This window comes from Nonlabens sp. Hel1_33_55 (assembly GCF_900101765.1).
Taxonomy (GTDB): Bacteria; Bacteroidota; Bacteroidia; order Flavobacteriales; family Flavobacteriaceae; genus Nonlabens.
Window position 1 is genome coordinate 74,808 of the sequence record NZ_LT627735.1, and the last position, 19,026, is coordinate 93,833.

General features: G+C 39.4%; 17 protein-coding genes and 1 tRNA gene. 10 read left to right on the forward strand and 8 right to left on the reverse strand.

The features are described 5' to 3' along the window. Positions 1-8: 8 nt before the first annotated feature. Positions 9-1,532: an OmpP1/FadL family transporter gene (locus BLO34_RS00280; RefSeq protein ID WP_090751547.1), complete on the reverse strand. Its 1,524-nt coding sequence runs from the start codon at positions 1,530-1,532 to the stop codon at positions 9-11. A 14-nt stretch (positions 1,533-1,546) separates the two neighbouring features. Then, entirely contained in the window at positions 1,547-2,608 is a 1,062-nt protein-coding gene (locus tag BLO34_RS00285; protein ID WP_090751549.1) for a hypothetical protein, read from the reverse strand. A 107-nt stretch (positions 2,609-2,715) separates the two neighbouring features. Here BLO34_RS00285 and proS point away from each other — a divergent pair, with 107 nt between their 5' ends. From proS to rpsT, 3 genes are all read left to right on the forward strand, one after another. Further along, positions 2,716-4,194 (forward strand): proline--tRNA ligase, encoded by a 1,479-nt coding sequence (gene proS / locus BLO34_RS00290; RefSeq protein ID WP_090751551.1) that lies wholly within the window; start codon positions 2,716-2,718, stop codon positions 4,192-4,194. A 78-nt stretch (positions 4,195-4,272) separates the two neighbouring features. Then, a tRNA-Glu gene (locus tag BLO34_RS00295) sits at positions 4,273-4,344 on the forward strand. Positions 4,345-4,387: 43 nt separating this feature from the next. After that, a complete protein-coding gene (gene rpsT, locus BLO34_RS00300; RefSeq protein ID WP_055413545.1) occupies positions 4,388-4,639 on the forward strand; it encodes a 30S ribosomal protein S20 in 252 nt (83 codons plus the stop codon). Between the two features lie 121 nt (positions 4,640-4,760). Here rpsT and BLO34_RS00305 read toward each other — a convergent pair whose 3' ends face one another. Both BLO34_RS00305 and rho read right to left on the reverse strand, forming a co-directional pair. Further along, positions 4,761-5,348 (reverse strand): hypothetical protein, encoded by a 588-nt coding sequence (locus BLO34_RS00305; protein WP_090751553.1) that lies wholly within the window; start codon positions 5,346-5,348, stop codon positions 4,761-4,763. 251 nt (positions 5,349-5,599) lie between these two features. Then, positions 5,600-7,390, reverse strand: coding sequence for a transcription termination factor Rho (rho, locus tag BLO34_RS00310; protein ID WP_090751555.1), 1,791 nt, complete (start codon positions 7,388-7,390; stop codon positions 5,600-5,602). A gap of 209 nt (positions 7,391-7,599) precedes the next feature. On the opposite strand from rho, the gene BLO34_RS00315 reads away from it, so the two are divergent. The 3 genes from BLO34_RS00315 to BLO34_RS00325 all read left to right on the forward strand — a co-directional run bounded on the left by BLO34_RS00315 (position 7,600) and on the right by BLO34_RS00325 (position 11,872). Next, positions 7,600-8,010 carry a DUF4293 domain-containing protein gene (locus BLO34_RS00315; protein ID WP_090751557.1) on the forward strand — a complete coding sequence of 137 codons (411 nt, stop codon included), beginning with the start codon at positions 7,600-7,602 and terminating at the stop codon, positions 8,008-8,010. Positions 8,011-8,181: 171 nt separating this feature from the next. Next, entirely contained in the window at positions 8,182-8,934 is a 753-nt protein-coding gene (locus BLO34_RS00320) for a LytR/AlgR family response regulator transcription factor (protein ID WP_090751559.1), read from the forward strand. After that, positions 8,921-11,872, forward strand: a complete 2,952-nt coding sequence (locus tag BLO34_RS00325; protein WP_090751561.1) for a histidine kinase — start codon at positions 8,921-8,923, stop codon at positions 11,870-11,872. Before BLO34_RS00320 ends, BLO34_RS00325 begins: the two co-directional genes overlap by 14 nt. Before the next feature lie 178 nt (positions 11,873-12,050). Here the strand turns inward: BLO34_RS00325 and BLO34_RS00330 are convergent, their stop codons facing one another. Beyond that, complete coding sequence (locus BLO34_RS00330) at positions 12,051-12,539, reverse strand: metallophosphoesterase family protein (protein ID WP_090751562.1); 489 nt, start codon at positions 12,537-12,539, stop codon at positions 12,051-12,053. A 361-nt stretch (positions 12,540-12,900) separates the two neighbouring features. Here BLO34_RS00330 and truA point away from each other — a divergent pair, with 361 nt between their 5' ends. The 3 genes from truA to BLO34_RS00345 are packed head-to-tail and all read left to right on the forward strand — an operon-like array spanning position 12,901 to position 15,918. Next, on the forward strand, positions 12,901-13,659 hold the full coding sequence (gene truA / locus BLO34_RS00335; protein ID WP_090751564.1) for a tRNA pseudouridine(38-40) synthase TruA: 759 nt from the start codon (positions 12,901-12,903) through the stop codon (positions 13,657-13,659). Continuing rightward, positions 13,652-14,107 (forward strand): hypothetical protein, encoded by a 456-nt coding sequence (locus BLO34_RS00340; protein ID WP_090751566.1) that lies wholly within the window; start codon positions 13,652-13,654, stop codon positions 14,105-14,107. Before truA ends, BLO34_RS00340 begins: the two co-directional genes overlap by 8 nt. 2 nt (positions 14,108-14,109) lie before the next feature. After that, positions 14,110-15,918 carry an ABC transporter ATP-binding protein gene (locus BLO34_RS00345; RefSeq protein ID WP_090751568.1) on the forward strand — a complete coding sequence of 603 codons (1,809 nt, stop codon included), beginning with the start codon at positions 14,110-14,112 and terminating at the stop codon, positions 15,916-15,918. Here the strand turns inward: BLO34_RS00345 and BLO34_RS00350 are convergent. Genes BLO34_RS00350 through folP form a run of 3 tightly spaced genes read right to left on the reverse strand, consistent with a single transcriptional unit; the run spans position 15,915 to position 18,381 of the window. Next, complete coding sequence (locus BLO34_RS00350; protein WP_231959525.1) at positions 15,915-16,727, reverse strand: DUF3667 domain-containing protein; 813 nt, start codon at positions 16,725-16,727, stop codon at positions 15,915-15,917. The genes BLO34_RS00345 and BLO34_RS00350 overlap by 4 nt on opposite strands. Before the next feature lie 29 nt (positions 16,728-16,756). Continuing rightward, positions 16,757-17,533: a diadenylate cyclase CdaA gene (cdaA, locus tag BLO34_RS00355; protein ID WP_090751572.1), complete on the reverse strand. Its 777-nt coding sequence runs from the start codon at positions 17,531-17,533 to the stop codon at positions 16,757-16,759. A 17-nt stretch (positions 17,534-17,550) separates the two neighbouring features. Continuing rightward, positions 17,551-18,381 carry a dihydropteroate synthase gene (folP, locus tag BLO34_RS00360; RefSeq protein WP_090751574.1) on the reverse strand — a complete coding sequence of 277 codons (831 nt, stop codon included), beginning with the start codon at positions 18,379-18,381 and terminating at the stop codon, positions 17,551-17,553. Between the two features lie 55 nt (positions 18,382-18,436). On the opposite strand from folP, the gene BLO34_RS00365 reads away from it, so the two are divergent. Continuing rightward, positions 18,437-18,970, forward strand: coding sequence for a DUF1599 domain-containing protein (locus tag BLO34_RS00365; RefSeq protein ID WP_090751576.1), 534 nt, complete (start codon positions 18,437-18,439; stop codon positions 18,968-18,970). The last annotated feature ends 56 nt before the right edge of the window (positions 18,971-19,026 follow it).

Here is a 19,026-nt window from a genome sequence, read left to right on the forward strand (position 1 = left end):
ACCTCTATTTAAAAATTAAAGCCTAAACTCAATATGACATTGTTAGTTTCATTACTGATTAGACCTCGGTTAGTGAGACCAGTTTCAAACAATTGCTGACTGTAGCTTCTCTCTGAATAATCATAGGATAGATCGAGTGTAGTATTACCCCAATTATAACCCAATCCTAAACTAAAACCTGTAAGATCATCTGCAATGGATTTATCCTCATAAGGCGATTCTACCATACGATATCCACCACGTAGCGTTAATCGATCAACACGATATTCACCACCTAACCTTATGGTATTAGCACGTTGAAGATTTTCGTTTATGAAAGCATTGTTATTGTCAAAATTTTGGTCAACATTGGGTTCAAATTCTAGCTGGGAATAGTCTTTAGTGGAATAATCAAAGCTTATTAATCCGGAGGTGCCAAATATATAAGCAATGCTACCAGTCAGACTGCCCGGTGATCTTAGATCGTAGGTTGGATAAATATTGATCACGTTAGGTCTAACATTAGCAGGTTCAAATGTCCCGTTTTCGATCCTTGTGGTAAATATTTCCTGAGTTAAGGTTTCATCAATATTATACCAGGTAGGTGATTCATAAGTTGCACCAATCCTCAAGGACTCAGTTAGATTTCCTATGGCTCCTAACTGGAAAGAAAATCCAGTTCCTTCAACGTCTAAGCGGTTGTCTAACTGGACATCTGTAGTAATAGCGTCTGCATTGCTGTTAACTTCTCTAAAACTTGTAAAACGGCTATAATCAATAAAATGGCCATTAAGATTAAGTCCAATACTCCACTTATCTGCAAACTGACCTGCAATATTGAATGATGTCTTTCCTTGCGTTCCTGAGCTTTGGATTTGATTAGATTGAGTAAATGTTCCCGTACCAGTATTTGAAATATATTGAACGTTATTGGGATCATTATTGTCTACCGCGTCAATTACAAAAGATTCATATCCTAAAAACCCTTGCTGTGCATCAAAACCTACTTGCTCACCTAAAAATTGATACAGTCCAGAAATTGTTTCACCATTCATGACTGTAAAGTTATCTAACGTGAAACCGTTAGCGTTATTTAAAAAATATTGGGATACAGATGTATCAGAGGTTCCTGCAAATATGGTGTTATCATCATATAGCCTGGTGGTATCATAGTTGAGGCCTACAGCAAACTTTGATAACAAATTATCTTGAGTGCTTTTGAACACAAGAACACCACCAAACTGATTAAAATTAAAATCGCTATCGTCTGAATCAATACCACTACCAAAATAGTTTCCAGTATTATTCTCTTTTGTGTATCCAAGTGAAAATGAAGCGTAATGATTACTAAAGATCGCAGAACCAGCTGGATTTTGCCCCATTGCGGTCAGATCACCACCTAGCGCACCGAAGGCTCCACTCAATGCTCTATATCTAGCGGTTCCATATAAGTCATCTTGTTGACCATATAGAAGTCCATCATTTACAGTTTGTGCTTCGCAAAAAAGCGCACCCGTTAAAAGTGCGCTTAATATGATAATATAATTTTTCATAGTATTATTAAAATTTATCCTCTACCACCTGATCTGCCTCCACTTGATCTTCCTCCTGAAGATCTGCTTCCTGATGATCTACTTCCTGATGATCTACTGCTACTACCAGTTGATCTAGAACTAGAACTACTTCTAGTGGGCATAGATGATCTTGTCGTAGTCGTTGGACGAGAAGATCTTGTAGGAGTGCTGCGAGTTGAAGAAGATGATCTGGTAGGGTAACTAGATCTCGTTGTAGAAGTTGATCTTCTTGTAGTCGTAGGGTAACTACTGCGAGTCGTACTACTTCTTCTAGTGGTGCCGTTGGTAGGCACTGAAGACCTACGTGAAGTTACTGTTCTAGAATTATTAATTCTTGAGGCCGGACGACTTACACTTCTACTATTTGTGCTTCTATATCTATTGCCGTAGGCATAATTATTTCTGTTACCATAGTAAGCACCACTTCCATAGTAATAACCATTTAAATCTCCACCGAAGTTATACCTACTGAAAAAAGGAGTATAGTATCCACCATATCCCCAATTACCAGCAAAGCCATAAGGATAACCGAATCCAAATCTGTTACCAAAACCGAATCCAAATCTATTGCCAAACCCATAACCAAAATTATTGTATCCGTAAAAGCCACCATATCCAAAATTATTGAAACCATATCCAAATCCAAATGGGTATCCAAACCCATAACCGAATCCAGGATTTCCGTAATAATTTATAATAGTTTCTGATGGGTTAGTTCCCCAAGCAGGTTGCGTGTTATAGTTGATTGCATATTGACCTCCATCTTGATCATAATTCTCACCGTTATAATTTTCTACATCTGTAAAAATTTCGCTTTCTGAATTTTCACCATAAGGCGCAGCTTCTATCGCAAATAATTGCTCGTAATAATTAGAAGAATTTTCTTGATAGTAATCAGCTGGAACTTCTTCTCGCTGATTAACTACAGTTTCATCATAAATACCATCATTATATGAAGATTCCACATAGGAACCACATGAGGTCAAAAATGCGACCATCAGACCCAGACCAAATAGCTTGGGTATTGAATTTCTTAAGTTAGTATATGTTTTCATGGTGTAAATTTTAAAGAGCATTTGATAAAAATAAGTAGTTTTGCAGCCAGCTAAAAGCTTTTAACAGAACACTAATCAAGGTACAAGTTTTGTGCCAAATCCCTTATATGAGTAAAAACCTAACAAGTAGATCAGAGGACTATTCCAAGTGGTATAACGAGTTGGTTGTGAAAGCTGACCTTGCACAAAATAGTGCTGTTCGTGGATGTATGGTGATTAAGCCTTACGGATATGCTATTTGGGAAAAAATGCAGGCAGAACTTGATCGCATGTTCAAAGAAACAGGTCATCAAAATGCTTATTTCCCTCTATTTGTACCTAAAAGTCTCTTTGAAGCCGAAGAGAAAAATGCAGAAGGTTTTGCAAAGGAATGTGCTGTTGTTACTCATTATAGATTGCAAAATGATCCAGATAATCCAGGCAAATTAAGAGTAGATCCAGAAGCCAAACTTGAAGAAGAGTTGGTCGTAAGGCCTACAAGCGAAGCCATTATCTGGAGTACTTATAAAGGATGGATTCAATCCTATAGGGATTTACCATTGTTAATCAATCAATGGGCAAATGTCGTGCGATGGGAAATGAGGACTAGATTGTTCCTAAGAACTGCAGAATTTCTCTGGCAGGAAGGACATACGGCTCATGCCACTAAAGCTGAAGCACTAACGGAAGCAGAATTGATGAATGATGTCTATGCAGAATTCGTAGAGAACTTCATGGCGATTCCAGTTATCAAAGGAACTAAAACAGAAAGCGAGCGATTTGCTGGTGCAGATGAAACCTACTGTATTGAAGCCTTGATGCAAGATGGCAAAGCTTTGCAGGCAGGAACAAGTCACTTTTTAGGGCAGAATTTTGCTAAGGCGTTTGATGTAAAATTTGCTAACAGTGAAGGCACTCAAGAATATGTATGGGCTACTTCTTGGGGCGTTTCTACGAGATTGATGGGTGCGCTTATCATGACGCATAGTGATGATCAAGGATTAGTATTGCCTCCTAATCTAGCTCCTAATCAAGTTGTAATAGTTCCTATTTATAAAGGCACTGAACAGCTGGAAGAACTTTCAGAAACGGTACAAGGAATCATGAAGCGCTTGAGAGTTCTAGGAGTTACTGTTAAGTATGATGATAGAGATACCTTCAGGCCAGGTGCTAAATTTGCTCAGCATGAGTTACAAGGTGTTCCTTTGCGTATTGCTATAGGAGCAAGGGACCTTGCAAATGGTACCGTAGAACTGGCTAGACGTGATACCCTCACTAAAGAGTCTGTGTCGCTAGAAGGTTTGGAGAATCATATCAAAGAGTTGTTGGAAGTTATACAGCAAGAGTTATTTAATAAGGCTCATTCTTATCGTGAGGATCACATCACTGAGGTAGAGACTTTTCCAGAGTTCAAAAAAATACTTAAAAACAAAGGCGGATTTATATCAGCACACTGGGACGGTACCGCAGAAACTGAAGACAGAATCAAGGAATACACAAAGGCCACCATACGTTGTATTCCAATGGATGCTAAACAGGAAGAAGGCAAGTGTGTTCTAACTGGAAACCCATCAACCCAGCGCGTTCTTTTTGCAAAGGCATATTAATCGAAGAAAATTTTCCCAGAGGTTTGCAGGATTAAAAAAAGTGTTTATTTTTGCATCCGCTTAACGAGCAAAATTAATGGCCCGTTCGTCTATCGGCTAGGACGCATGGTTTTCATCCATGTAAGAGGGGTTCGATTCCCCTACGGGCTACAATAACATAATCGGTTTCTTGAGAAACCTAGTTTAAAAAGATATGGCAAATCACAAAAGTGCTTTAAAGAGAATTCGTAGAAATGAGGCTGCACGTGTACGTAACAAGTACCAGCACAAGACTACTCGTAATGCTATCAAGAAATTGAAAGAAACTGAAGACAAGTCTGCAGCTGAAAAGTTGTTTGTTGAGGTAACTTCAATGATCGATAAATTAGCAAAGAAGAACGTTATTCACTGGAATAAGGCAAGTAACTTGAAATCAAAGTTAGCTAAGCATGTTGCTTCTATCTAGATTATAGTTTTAAGACATTTAAAGAAGCTTCTCATCACGAGAAGCTTTTTTATTTTATAATGTAAAAAGTTCCAATTGATTATATCAATTGGAACTTTTCAAGTTTTAAGTAGTAGCTATTCTAATTAGCTGTTCTCAACCGGGAAAGTTTATTGCGTTCATCCTGTAGCTGTCTCCCTAGACGTTGCTTTTCTTCAATTGATTTGCGTCGCAGTTCTTCCAGTTCCTTTTCGGCGGTATCGAGCTCGGCTCTTGCTTGCTGGGTCACAGCATTGCTTTTACGATATTGTAATATGACCGAAATAAGTGCAATTGCTAGCAGACCAACTATTGACCACACAATGATGCTATACACATTCTTGTCTAGTGCCAGTCCCAGAACGGCTATAGAATCTTTTTGAGCATCGAGCTCTGCAACATTCGCATTTGCCGCTGTGAGTTCGTCCTGCAATGGTTTTTGCGCTTGCTTTTCTGCAGCCACACTTGCTTCAAGACTAGCTATTTGATTGTCTAACTGCAATATATAGGTGGCTGTATTTTCTTTTAATTTGTCAAGATCAGTTTCCTTGACAACTTTGTATTCCTGAAAATTATTGGAATTTGAGATCAGATTTTCAAACTGATCATCGATGGGATTTGGTGAAGATTCTTGTTCTTGAGCAAATCCTATGGCGCAAAAACATAGCGCTGGAATAATGAGATTTTTCATGATGGTTACTTTAGGGTTTAGTAGGGTCGTTGAAGCAACAACGCAGAAACTTTTGCCAGATTATGTAGATACCTAGGTAAATTTTGAAATAAGTTGCACGAAGCACGATTCACACAAAACTGGCAGTTTGGACTTTTATCCTTAATTATGAATTATACAAATAAACCTATTAGAGAGTGCGCTTTCGCGAAAGCGAGAACGTAAAAAAGCCCCACAAAAAAGTGAGGCTTAGTTTATAGATTAAAAATATTTTAGTCGTTCATCGTTGCAAGAAACTCTTCATTATTACGAGTTTGCTTGATGCGCTGTGACATGAATTCCATGGCTTCTACAGGATTCATATCTGCTAGATATTTTCTCATGATCCACATGCGTTGTACCGTGTCTTTGTCAAGTAGCAAGTCATCGCGACGTGTAGAAGATGAGGTAAGGTCGATAGCTGGGAAGATGCGACGGTTCGAAATATTACGATCCAGTTGCAGCTCCATGTTACCAGTTCCCTTAAATTCTTCAAAGATGACCTCGTCCATTTTAGAACCAGTCTCAGTCAATGCCGTTGCAATGATGGAAAGTGATCCACCACCTTCAATATTACGTGCTGCTCCAAAGAATCTTTTCGGTTTATGTAACGCATTTGCATCCACACCACCAGAAAGTACTTTACCACTTGCAGGTTGTACCGTGTTATAAGCTCTCGCAAGTCTTGTTATGGAATCAAGTAGGATCACGACATCGTGACCACATTCTACCATTCGTTTTGCTTTCTCTAAAACGATATTTGCCACACGTACGTGATCATGAGCCTCTTTATCAAATGTGGAAGCGATCACTTCACCATCAACGTGACGTTGCATATCAGTCACCTCTTCTGGACGTTCATCAATCAATAAAATTAGTTGATAAACCTCTGGATGGTTGGCAGCAATGGCATTTGCGATGTCTTTCAATAACATCGTTTTACCAGTTTTGGGCTGTGCTACGATCATACCACGTTGTCCTTTACCGATTGGAGCAAAAAGATCCATCACCCTGGTAGAGACGCTCGCACGTCTGTCTGCAAGGTTGAATTTTTCATCTGGGAACAATGGTGTCAAGTGCTCAAATGATACACGATCACGAACCACACTTGGGTCAAGACCGTTGATTTGTGAGATCTTGATCAGTGGGAAATATTTTTCACCTTCTTTAGGTGGACGTACCATTCCTAAAACAGTATCACCTGTTTTCAACCCAAATAATCTTACTTGAGATTGAGATACATAAATATCATCTGGAGATGCGAGGTAATTGTAGTCACTACTGCGTAGGAACCCATAACCGTCAGGCATCATATCTAGAACGCCTTCGCTCTCGATAATCCCGTCAAATTCAAATTCAGGATCGCGGTAGCGGTTGCGGGTATCTTTATTCCCTTTAGGAACGTTGTTTTGATTATTGCTGCGTTGATTCTTCTGGCGTGGATTGCGATTATCATTACCATCCTTATCATTAGAATCATTACGACGGTTGTCGTTGCGGTTATCATTACCGTCTTTATCGTTCTTATTGTCGCGACGATTATCATTACGGTTGTCATTACCGTTTTTATCATTCTTATTATCAGAACTTTTGTTGTCGCGTTGATTTTTTTGTCTAGGATTCGGCTTGTTGGTAGAGTCCTTACTTTTTACCTGACGTGTGTTAGGCTTATTGTTTGACTTGTCATCGTTAGAATCGGTATCCTTTTGATCAGATGATTTGTCATTAGTGTCCTTGTCATCTTTTTGATTTCTAGGATTGGGCTTTTTTGCTCTAGGCTCACGCTTTTTAGGTGCTGGCTTAGGCTTGCGATCTTGCGGCGCATCCTGCTTTTGAGAATCTGCAGATGAGTTATCGTCAGCATCTAATTTTTTTACCACATCTGGATTAGCGGCTTGTAGGTCTAGGATTTTATAGACTAGGTCCAATTTGCGCATCGTGCGGAATTTTGGGACGTTCAATCCTTGAGCAATTTCCTGTAGTTCAGGAAGTTTCTTTGATTTTAAATCAGCTATTTGAAACATGTAATTATGGAAAAGTGTATGTAAATTTTCTTGAGGAATAAATGAGATTGAAATTTATCAGAAAAATTTTCAACCTCTAGTTAACCTATTAAGAGATGGTTAACCGTATTGTCTTACAATGATAAGCTAAAAAAAGTTTACCAACCCTTGTTTTTTGCTCGTAAACTGTATTTTTGTCCAGCTTTAAAGAAAATTTAAGCTTTTACAGAATGATCCAAAGAATACAAACCATCTGGTTGATACTAGCCGCTGCCTGTAGTGGTGGACTGGTGTGGCTTGTTAGTCTATGGGTTGACGGTGATGGAAATGAGGTTGTGGCGATGGATGAAAATGCTTATTTTGGAGCCTTTGCCCTTAGCACACTGCTATCGATCATTGCCATATTTTTATACAGGAATAGAAAATTACAGACGGTGATCAACCGTTTGAACATATTATTAAACCTCATTCTACTAGGAGTTTTCGTATATCGAGCCCTAACGATGTCTGGAGCGACGGCGGTTGCAGAGAAAGGCATTGGGATGTTCATTCCTATCCTATCTATCGTTTTACTGGTCCTTGCAAATAGGGCTATAAGAAAGGATGAACAACTCGTAAAATCTGTGGATCGACTACGATAAACACGAGAATCTTAGTACTATTAGTGTGAAAACCTGCAGGGCGCCACCCTGCGGGTTTTTTGTTTTATAGTGTGTTATGTTCTCGCTTTCGCGAAAGCGAACTCCAGTAAAATCTATATCCACTTCAATAGATCTCTTACACCTACCAAATGTTTTTCCTACATTTAGTGCATGATAAATGTGGTAATCATTGATGATGAGTTGAACGCGCGACTATTTCTTGCAAATCTTCTGGCTAAAGAATTAGGTGAGCAGCTTGCGGTAATTGACAGCTGTGGCTCAGTTAAGGAAGGCGTTCAATCAATAAAGAACAATAAGGTAGATCTTGTTTTTCTTGATATTCAGATGCCTGAAGAAGATGGTTTTATGCTTTTCAAATACTTCAATGAGATCAATTTTGAAGTCATTTTTGTAACCGCATATGATCGATTTGCCATTAAAGCTTTTGAATGCAGCGCGTTGCATTACCTGCTTAAACCTCTCAATCAAAACAAAGTGGAACAGGCTATCAAACGATTCAAAAATACTCGTGAAAACAAACATGCGGTTCTTGAAAAGTTTGATGTGTTGACAGATTATCTGGACAGCAAGAGCGAGAAGGAACGTGTGGTCTTCAATACGTCATCTGGCTTTGATGTGGTGGTTTTCAAGAACATATTATATATCGAGGCCGCTGGGAATTATTGCAAAATCTACATGAAGGACCAATCCTTTAAAGTGGTAACCAGCTCCATGAAATTCATTGAGGATTGTCTTCCAGAAAAATCGTTTTGTAGAATTCATAATTCCTTTATCGTCAACCTCAATGAGGTGAGCTCTTTTGTCAATGCAGACAAGGAGTTGGTAATGACAAACGGTACTGAACTAAAAGTCGCGGAGCGTAAACTTACATTTTTCAAAAGCCGCATTAGTGAGATGGCATAACCTGTTATTTTGGTTGCTGTTAGGTTTTCTAAGCACTGCACAGCAATTTCCTTCTACCCATTATACAGATCGGGATATTTTGCCCAACAATACCGTTAGAACTTTGTTCAAAGCTAGCGATGGTGCTCTATGGATAGGCACAGATAATGGTCTTGTGCGCAAATTCAATGATCAAATTACTACCTATTTCAAAGAGGATGGACTTTCCCAAAATAATGTATGGGCCATTATAGAAGATTCTACTGGTCAAATCTGGATAGGTAGTTACGGAAATGGGCTATCTATTTTCAAGGAGAATCAATTGCAGGTATTTCCTAAAAACTTAGATCTACCAAACCTTGAAATCACAAAACTAAGTATACACACAAACACCTTGTTCGTAGGGACAAACGATGGCATATCTACGATTGATCTTGAAAACACCAATAAGGTCAACACCTTAAACTCAAGTCTTAGCGTAGGCTCCCAATTTCTTGTAAAGGATTTTATCGAGATCGACGGCACTTTATATGTGATTAGTTACGCTAGCGGTATTTATAAAATAGTGTCGTCTGGTAAAGAGATGAAGTTGGAAAAAATTTGGGCAGAGAAATACTTGTATGCAGCACATGTGGTTGAGGATTCAGTTTATTTAAGTGGTAAGGAATATTTTAAAACCGTCCCTAAGGAAAGCTTTGAGAATCTAGCGGTACTGCGCAACAGCAAGCCTAAAGGAAAATCTATACTGTGGGATTATCAAATCGTAGGTGACGATCTATTTACAGCAGCTTGGGGAATATATTCCAATGATGGTGGTATCTACCAATTAACAGCAGATGGAATGGAGCTGCGTAATAGCGATTTTGGCATTGAGAGCACACAGGTAACCAGTCTTGAATATGATAGTGACTTTGATCTATTATACGGTGGGACGCTTGATAATGGGTTTTACGAGATCAGGTTAGATCAAAATGCACAATTTTATCCATCTACTCACTATGCAGTGCTCGATTTCTCAAGTAGTGGTGATATCATGGCTACTTTATTTAATGATGGCGTTGAAATAAACAAGAGGCAAATCAACGCCACAAAATTCAAGCAATGGCAAGTAAATTATCTGAACTCAAATTCCAATAATTTACCTAAATACGAGGATGATTTTTACGAGCTGGACTATCAAACAACGGCCGATAACATAGTTTTTTACAGTGTCAAAAGCAGAAACGAAACATTCTGGTTAAACACCTCTATTGGGATCTACCATTTTGATCAAAATGGCGAGCTGATTGAATATATTCCTGTACATGCTTTAGAATTTAATTTTACCGCAAATGATAAGTTGCTAGAGCCCAATTTTTACCACGGCACTCGGGTCTATCAGTCATTTAACCCACTAACGTATACCTATTATGATGAAACTCAGGACGAGCAGAATCCGCGTTTTGTGGTGGGTAGTTTGCAACAAGGTGATAAGACATATCTAACTTCCATTTTCAATGGATTATACGTTTTGGAAGGTGGAACTTTCAAGTCTTTTTTAGAAAATGATATATGGACTGAAAAGCGTTTGCGATTCATAACGTCATTGGGCAACAATCAGCTGGCGATTTCTAACGAAGATGGTGACGTCTTCATCATTGACGATGCAGATAATTTTAAAGTACAACCTCTAGCACGTACTGTAGATCATGGTAGTACAATTACGTTTTTAACGTCCTATAATGACCTTCTGATTATCGGAACTCCTAAAGGGATTATTCTCAATAGGGATGGTCGCGAAATATTTTTAGATTCAGAACAAGGCATCGATAATAAAATTAATAATGGCTATGTAAGCGATGACATTCTTTTCCTGGCTAGTGAAGGAGGTAGTTATCAAATACAACTGGCTGATATTTTGCAGCAATCAAATAGGATTAAAACTATTGAAGTCCAATCCATCGATGTCAATGGAGTTGAAAGAGTCTTTGAGGGTTCTAAAGATTTGAATCTAGCATATGATGAGAACTCTCTAACCATCAAGGTAAAGACTAACAGGCATCCATATCCTCAAAAACTCAATTACAGCTATCGTATCGATCCAACTAATGAATGGACATCCATGGAAGGCGCCAGTTTGAATTTACCTTTTTTGGATTCTGGCAGCTATCAGCTGGATATTCAAGTGACAGATTTTTCCACCGGGTTTAAGTTTGACCAACAGGTACTTCATTTTCATATCGCGACACCTTTCTACAAGAGCTTTTGGTTTTTAGCATTGATGTTTTTAGGAGCAATGGGATTATTGATAGTTTATTTTCGCTTAAAGCGAAAACGTGCTCAATCAAAATCACTAGAACAAGAAGCGATCACTAAGCGCATTGAAGAAGTCAAGTTGGAAGCCTTGCTGTCGCAAATGAATCCACATTTTATTTTTAATTCTTTAAACTCGGTGCAGTATTTTATTAGTAACGACGAGAATGATAAAGCCATGGAATACTTAGGCACATTTTCTGACCTGATGCGAGCCAATCTTAATAACGCAGAGCAACAATTCTTGACTCTTGAGGAAGAAATTGATTATTTAAAAAAATACATCGCGCTGGAGAACGCGCGTTTTGGAGATCGTGTCCAGGTAGAATTTAGCATTGACCCAGAGCTTTCTCAAATACAAACCAGAATACCTACCATGATCCTGCAACCATTCGTAGAGAATGCGTTTATCCACGCTTTTCCTTCACGAATAACCAATCCAAAACTTGAAATTTCATTCTTCAAAGTTGATGACAGTATTTACCGCTGCACGATAAGTGATAATGGCATAGGCAGCGCAAGTCTGGACAAAAAGAAGCGCCATATCTCAAAAGGCACGCACCTCATCGAGGAACGATTATCGTTTTTAGGTTACGACCCATCAAAAGCGCTACAGGTCAATTATACAGCTACAGGAACTACAGTAATACTTCATCTGGAGCAATGACAGTTATCCAAAATCAGGGTACGCATATGTAATGGCTTTCAAAGATTTATGAGTTTGAGTTAGGTTTAAAGAACCAACGCGATTCAAGAATCTTTGGGGGAATTTTCTTGATCAGGTTGGTGGTAAAAAGCTGGAAGCTCAATTCCAGCTTTTTTATGCTTTAATCTCAAATATCATCTTACCGATCTTTCTCCACAACCTCAAGATTTGAAATCTTCCCGTGGTTGATCTCAAAGCGCAGCATGGTTCGTTTTTTATGAAATCCATGAATACCTATGGCTCCTGGATTCATGTGCAGGCAATTGATCTTTTTATCATTCATCACTTTTAAAATGTGGCTGTGGCCACAGATAAAAACATCTGGCGGGTTGGAATAGATTTCGGCTCTAATATTAGGATTATAACGTCCAGGATAACCGCCTATGTGTGTGATCCAGATATCCATTCCCTCACAATCAAACCGATTGTTCAATGGATACTGAAGTCTAGCCTTATCATCATCGATATTACCGTATACAGCTCTTAAGGGTTTGAGGGCTGCTATCTTATCTGTCACTTCTAGGTTGCCTATATCACCAGCATGCCAGACCTCATCTGCCTGTAGGATATACTTTTCCATGAATGCATCATAATGACTGTGCGTGTCTGATAGGAGTAAAATCTTCATGGTTCAAAGTTAGGATGGCGATTTGATTAAACATGAACTTTAAGTTCCAAGTTCCAAGTTCCAATCTGAAAAGCGAGGTTTTCAAAAATTTGATTTGTAGAAAACAACCATATCTCGACTGCCGCTCGATACTGGTTTGCATGGTCAGGTCGAAAAAGCTTTGGTCTTTAATTTCTTAGAGCAATGCCTCAAATGAATAACTGTATCTCGACTGCAGTTCGATACTGCTTTGTTTAGTAAGGTTCAAAAGCTCTAGTATCTACTTTCGGTTCTCTGAAAGTCCGAATTTATACGTTTACTTTAAGTTTCTAATCCAAAGTTCGAATTCTAGTTCAGGTTCATAACCACTACCTTTGCGGCCATGCAAAAACAGCGCTATTTTATCGAATTAGCTTATGATGGTACGGTCTACCATGGCTGGCAACGGCAGCCGCAAAGTATTAGCGTTCAAGAAGTTTTGGAAGATGGTTTGTCTAAAATGTTGCATACTAAAATGTATGTGACCGGCGCAGGCAGGACTGATGCTGGAGTGCATGCCGCCCAAATGTTTGCTCATTTCGATTATGAAGATGAAATTGATACCATTCAACTGGCGTATCGATTGAATCGCTGGATAGCAAAGGATATTAGCATATTTGAGATTAAAAAAGTAACTGATAAGGCGCATGCTAGATTTAGTGCGACGCATCGATCCTATGAGTACAGATTCAATCTGCGACCAGATGCCTTTAAAAATCGGTCGACGTATGTTTTATATAGAATTCCAGATATAGAACATATGCAGCAGGCTGCAGATATCCTATTAGAGTATACAGATTTCGAATGTTTCTCCAGAACAAACACAGACGTTAAGACCTATCTTTGTGACGTTAGCGAGGCCCGTTTTGAACACAAAGATTTTGAGTTGATTTTTCACATCACTGCTAATCGTTTTCTTCGAAATATGGTCAGAGCAGTGGTCGGTACTTTATTGCAAGTCGGCTATGGGAAATTAGAAGTTGAAGATATGCATCGCATCATCGCTTCAAAGGACCGAGGTGAAGCTGGCGCTAGCGCACCGGCTCAAGGATTGTATCTAACACGAGTAAGATATCCCGACGAAATTTGGATCAATGAATAAAATACTTTTTCAGGAAGAACAGCGATTCAATCAATGGTGGTTGTGGTTGATTTTGGGAATTGTTTTTATTTCGGTTGCTGTGGCGATTATATCCCTTCGAGAAAAACTCACCATAACTGATATGATTTTGAGTATCGCTGTAACGGCGGCAATATTTGGATCACTCGCATTATTTAAGCTGACTACCACGATTACCGAGGAAAATATAAAGATCCATTTCTTCCCTTTTATAAAAAGAGAATGGAAATGGACCGAGCTCCAAATAGCAGAGGTTATTGATTATGGATTTGTAGGTGGTTGGGGCATTAGAATATGGACCGGTTATGGAACTGTCTATAATGTAAGAGGCTCCAAAGGTTTACACATTAAAACCGACTCAAAGGAATACGTAATAGGAACACAAAAGGAACAAGAATTGCGGGATTGTATCGCACATTTGCTTAAATAATTATGGCATCATCTACAGGTAACGCATTTGACCTTTCGCTTTTTAAGCGACTTCTTTCCTATACTAAACCCTATAAAGGCACTTATTACTTTGTAGCTCTAAGTGCTATATTGATTGCTATTGTGGCTATTGGTATGCCATACCTGATAAAGCTTGCTATCGATAATCATATCATTCCGCAGGACTTTAATGGGAATAATACGATTCTTGGGTTTGAATACGGTGGCTTTACAGGTATTATCGTTATGATGATTGGAGTGTTGGTGGCAGATGTTCTGCTACAGCTCAGTTTTATTTACTATGCCAACTGGTTGGGACAACAGGTGATCAGAGATTTGAGGACCAAACTCTTTGACCATATGATGGGTTTCAAAATGAAATATTTTGATACCAGTGCGGTTGGTAAATTGGTTACCAGAGCGGTAAGTGATATAGAAACTATCGCTAGTATTTTTTCGGAAGGGTTGTTTGTAATCATTTCTGACTTGCTTAAAATGATTGTAGTGTTAGGTTTTATGGCCTATCAAAGCTGGCAACTGACACTCATAGCACTCATCGTTATGCCGTTTATTTTATATGCTACCAGAGTCTTCCAAAAGGCGATGAAAGTAGCCTTTGAAGAAGTGCGTAATCAAGTGAGCAACCTCAATTCTTTTGTACAGGAACGAGTGACAGGCATGAAGATCGTTCAGATTTTTAATCGCGAGAAAGTAGAATACCAACAGTTTAAAGAGATCAACGACAAACACCGTGTCGCCTGGGTCAAGACAGTATGGTACAATAGTATCTTTTTCCCAATTGCAGAGATGTCCTCCAGTATCGTGATAGGACTAATTGTCTATATAGGCGTGATTATGAATTTGGGGACTGATTCGGTTAGCGCGGTGCAGATAGGTACCATTGTGATGTTTATCGATCTTTCCCAAAAACTATTTAGACCTCTACGACAGATTGCTGATAAATTCAACACGCTACAAATGGGTATGGTAGCCGCAAATCGCGTGTTTAAGATTTTGGATACAGATTCACGAATTGAAGACAGCGGTACTGAAATCGCTTCAAACCTGAAAGGCGATATCGAGTTCAAGAATGTGGACTTCGGTTATGTGGAGAACGAACTGGTGCTCAAAAATCTTAGTTTCAAGGTAGATGCCGGTCAAACAGTTGCCATCGTTGGTGCTACCGGTGCAGGAAAATCTACGATTATCAATTTACTTTCCCGATTCTATGAGATAGATGCAGGAGAGATTATTGTGGATTCCGCTTCCGCGAAAGCGTACCAATTAGAATCATTGCGATCCCAAATTGCTGTGGTGCTGCAAGACGTATTCTTGTTTGCAGATACTATTCTCAATAACATCACGCTTAAAGATGAAAGCATCACCGAAGAAGATGTGATTACTGCGGCCAAGAAAATAGGCGTTCATGAATTTATCGATTCCTTGCCTGGAGGTTACCATTACAACGTCAAGGAACGCGGTGTGATGCTTAGTTCTGGACAGCGCCAGTTAATCGCATTCTTGAGAGCTTACGTCTCCAATCCTAGTATTCTGGTGCTGGATGAAGCAACTAGTAGCGTTGATGCCTACAGTGAGCAGTTGATTCAGGACGCTACAGATATTATTACTAAGGATCGCACATCCATTGTGATCGCACACAGACTTGCCACCATCAAAAAAGCCGATAAGATTATCGTTATGGATGCTGGTGAAATTGTCGAGATGGGAACGCATAACGAGTTGCTTCAAAAAGAAGGTGGTTACTACAAGAAACTATACGAGGTGCAGTTTTTACAGCAAGAAGTGGCTTAAGCAGGCTGCGCAGGTAAAAAATTGGAGATATCGTATCCCGATTTTTCCGCTATAACAAGGAATGTTATAAATAAAATAATTCCGATGATTATAGTTAGCACAATCAATGCACCCATAACAATGATGCTGATCATCGACTTCAATATTATAGTGCCAGTATCCAATTGGAAGCACCTTTTATAGCAATAAGCAGTGTGTAGAAACATAAACAGATACCCTATAAATGACCAGTAGTAAAATACCGGTGGTGATATATAAATTAATAGGATACTTATAGGTGTTGTTACTATTACCATATGGCCATAGGTGTATAGGAAAAACACAACATGCTCAGTAAAATTGAAGTGCTTTTTTCCCCAGAAAGTGATGCGACCAGCGATGGCGAGTAAAGGAATTGTCAATAAAAGAATAATTCCTTGATAATCCATAAAAGCAGAACTAAACGCCATTTGCTGTTCAATCTGTTCTGGACTCATGTTAGAAAATGCTATGGAGTCTTGAATACCTGAAACTTTCATGTATTCATCCATGACATTGGTTTGCTTTATGACAAATACATAAATACCAGTTATGAATAGAGCAAGTAATAGATACCTAACGGCATCCATATAATAAACTCGCCTACCGTTTAAATAACCATTGATTACCGCTTCTGGCTTTTTAAATAGATCGTAATAGGTGTGCACAAATTTTGTGTCAAAGCCTAAATACATATCGCTGAAATCTGCTGCTACCTGACGCATTGTGATTCTATTTTCTAGCCATTTTGCGCCACAGCTTGCACAATGCGTATGACCAGCATAGAGCATGTGACCGCAATTTTTACATTGACGCTCCATTAGTCTAGATGCGTTTTGATTTTATCTGCTAGATCATCCATGTCTTCATAGCTTTCAAATGCGCCGTCCATCACGAGAGACACTTGACCAGTTTCTTCACTAACAATGATCGCCATGGCGTTGCTGCGCTCTGTCAATCCCAGCGCCGCTCTATGTCTAAGCCCAAAACGCTGAGGTATTTTTCTGTTATCTGAAACAGGTAATATCACTCGGGTAGCAGTGATCTTGTTCCCTTCAATAATCATGGCGCCATCGTGAAGCGTACTGTTTTTATAAAAGATGCTTTGGATGATAGGAGCGTTGACAACAATATCCATCGTGTCTCCAGAGTTTTTAAGAAAATCAAGGGAGCCATCGCGTTTTATGGCGATAAGCGCACCTGTTTTTGTCGCACTCATACGTTTACAAGCGGTCACCACTTCTTCAACAACACCACTATTAGTATCAATATCTTCTTTAAAAAAGCGTAGTTGCCTTAAAAACCGCCGTTTGGAGGTGAATTGTGTAGAACCCAGCATCAATAGAAAACGCCGCAACTCTTGCTGAAAAACGACAATTAATGCAAAAACTCCAGCACCAGTAAAAGCTCCCAATGCTCTAGACAACATTTCCATTTTAAGAAAGAGCGTGATCTCATAAATGAGATAAATAATCACGATCCCTATAAAGATATTGATCGCCGCGGTTCCTTTGACCAGCCTATATAAATAGAAAATTAATGCGGCAAATAGCACGATATCTACAAGGTCGATAATTCTAAAAGCTGGTAACTCCATACCTCGTAAAAATAGGATTAATTATTTTGAATGGCTTGATACAATTGTATCACTTGCATTGCTTCTTTTACATCATGAACGCGCAGGATTTTGGCGCCTTTCTCCAGACAGGTCATGTGTAAGGCGCTGGTTCCATTGAGGGATTCTGCCGCGGTGATGTCTAGTGTTTTATAGATCATTGATTTACGCGATATACCTGCAAGAATTGGTACGTCTAGCATTTGAAGTAGCTCCATTTTTTTTAGAAGTTCAAAATTCTGCTCGGTCGTTTTAGCAAAGCCAAAACCTGGATCGATGATCACATCCTTGATTCCGGCGGCCCTAGCAGCATGCAGGCGCTCTGCAAAATAGGTGTTGATTTCAGTAATTAAGTTTCCGTAATCCGTTTGCGACTTCATTGTTTGAGGCGTGCCTCGCATGTGCATCATGATATAGGGAACACCAGCGTTCCCAACCGTTTCTAGCATCTTGGCATCCAGTTTTCCAGCGCTTATGTCATTGACGATGTGTATTCCATGTTTTAAAGCTTGACTTATCACGCTTTCGCGAAAGCTGTCACAACTAATCATCGCATCAGGAAAATTCTTTTTTACCAAATCAATAACCGGAAGTACACGCTGGATCTCTTCTTCTGCCGAAATATCGGTGCCATCAGGCCGGCTGCTGTAACCACCTATATCAATAATGGTCGCGCCGTCGTTCAACATTTTTTCCACTTGATTCAGAACATCCTTATCAGATTCCAACGCACCACCATCGTAAAAGGAATCTGGCGTGGCGTTGACGATGCCCATCACGTGAGGTTTTGAAAGATCAACCAATTTACCGGCGCAATTTATCGTGGACATAAGTGTAGGTTATCGTATTTTGTGGGCTCAATTTACATCAAATTACAGAGTCTTTATGAGTGCCACCAGCCAGCAATATGATCTAGTCATCGCCACCTGCCGCGATCTTTTCACAAAGAAAATGGCCGACTATGGCAGCGCCTGGCGCATCTTGCGATTGCCATCGCTTACAGATCAGATCTTTATAAAAGCACAACGCATTCGCGGCCTACAAACCCTAGCCGAATCCAAAGTGGATGAAGGTCAAGAAAGCGAATTCATAGGCATCATCAATTACTCCATCATGGCGCTGATCCAATTGGAAAATGGAGTAGTAGAGCAACCAGATTTGGATCTAGAACAAGCCACAGAACTCTATGATAAACACGTCTCGATCACTAAGCAATTAATGATGGACAAGAACCACGACTACGGCGAGGCATGGCGCGACATGCGCGTCAGCTCACTAACCGATTTAATTCTACAAAAACTTCTACGTGTTAAACAGATTGAAGACAATGCTGGTAAGACGCTTGTGAGTGAAGGTCTGGATGCGAATTATCAAGACATGGTCAACTATGCGGTGTTTGCGATGATACATTTATCTTAAAGTTCCAAGTTCCAAGTTCCAAGTTCCAAGTTCCAAGTTCCAATTCATGCTTTCTC

Coding starts and splice junctions, on each gene's coding strand:
- truA (WP_090751564.1), top strand. CDS start 12,901: ATGCAAAAACAGCGCTATTTTATCGAATTAGCTTATGATGGTACGGTC.
- cdaA (WP_090751572.1), bottom strand. CDS start 17,533: ATGGAGTTACCAGCTTTTAGAATTATCGACCTTGTAGATATCGTGCTA.
- BLO34_RS00350 (WP_231959525.1), bottom strand. CDS start 16,727: ATGCTCTATGCTGGTCATACGCATTGTGCAAGCTGTGGCGCAAAATGG.
- BLO34_RS00330 (WP_090751562.1), bottom strand. CDS start 12,539: ATGAAGATTTTACTCCTATCAGACACGCACAGTCATTATGATGCATTC.
- BLO34_RS00280 (WP_090751547.1), bottom strand. CDS start 1,532: ATGAAAAATTATATTATCATATTAAGCGCACTTTTAACGGGTGCGCTT.
- BLO34_RS00340 (WP_090751566.1), top strand. CDS start 13,652: ATGAATAAAATACTTTTTCAGGAAGAACAGCGATTCAATCAATGGTGG.
- folP (WP_090751574.1), bottom strand. CDS start 18,381: ATGTCCACGATAAATTGCGCCGGTAAATTGGTTGATCTTTCAAAACCT.
- BLO34_RS00320 (WP_090751559.1), top strand. CDS start 8,182: ATGATAAATGTGGTAATCATTGATGATGAGTTGAACGCGCGACTATTT.
- proS (WP_090751551.1), top strand. CDS start 2,716: ATGAGTAAAAACCTAACAAGTAGATCAGAGGACTATTCCAAGTGGTAT.
- BLO34_RS00305 (WP_090751553.1), bottom strand. CDS start 5,348: ATGAAAAATCTCATTATTCCAGCGCTATGTTTTTGCGCCATAGGATTT.
- rho (WP_090751555.1), bottom strand. CDS start 7,390: ATGTTTCAAATAGCTGATTTAAAATCAAAGAAACTTCCTGAACTACAG.
- BLO34_RS00285 (WP_090751549.1), bottom strand. CDS start 2,608: ATGAAAACATATACTAACTTAAGAAATTCAATACCCAAGCTATTTGGT.
- BLO34_RS00315 (WP_090751557.1), top strand. CDS start 7,600: ATGATCCAAAGAATACAAACCATCTGGTTGATACTAGCCGCTGCCTGT.
- BLO34_RS00365 (WP_090751576.1), top strand. CDS start 18,437: ATGAGTGCCACCAGCCAGCAATATGATCTAGTCATCGCCACCTGCCGC.
- rpsT (WP_055413545.1), top strand. CDS start 4,388: ATGGCAAATCACAAAAGTGCTTTAAAGAGAATTCGTAGAAATGAGGCT.
- BLO34_RS00345 (WP_090751568.1), top strand. CDS start 14,110: ATGGCATCATCTACAGGTAACGCATTTGACCTTTCGCTTTTTAAGCGA.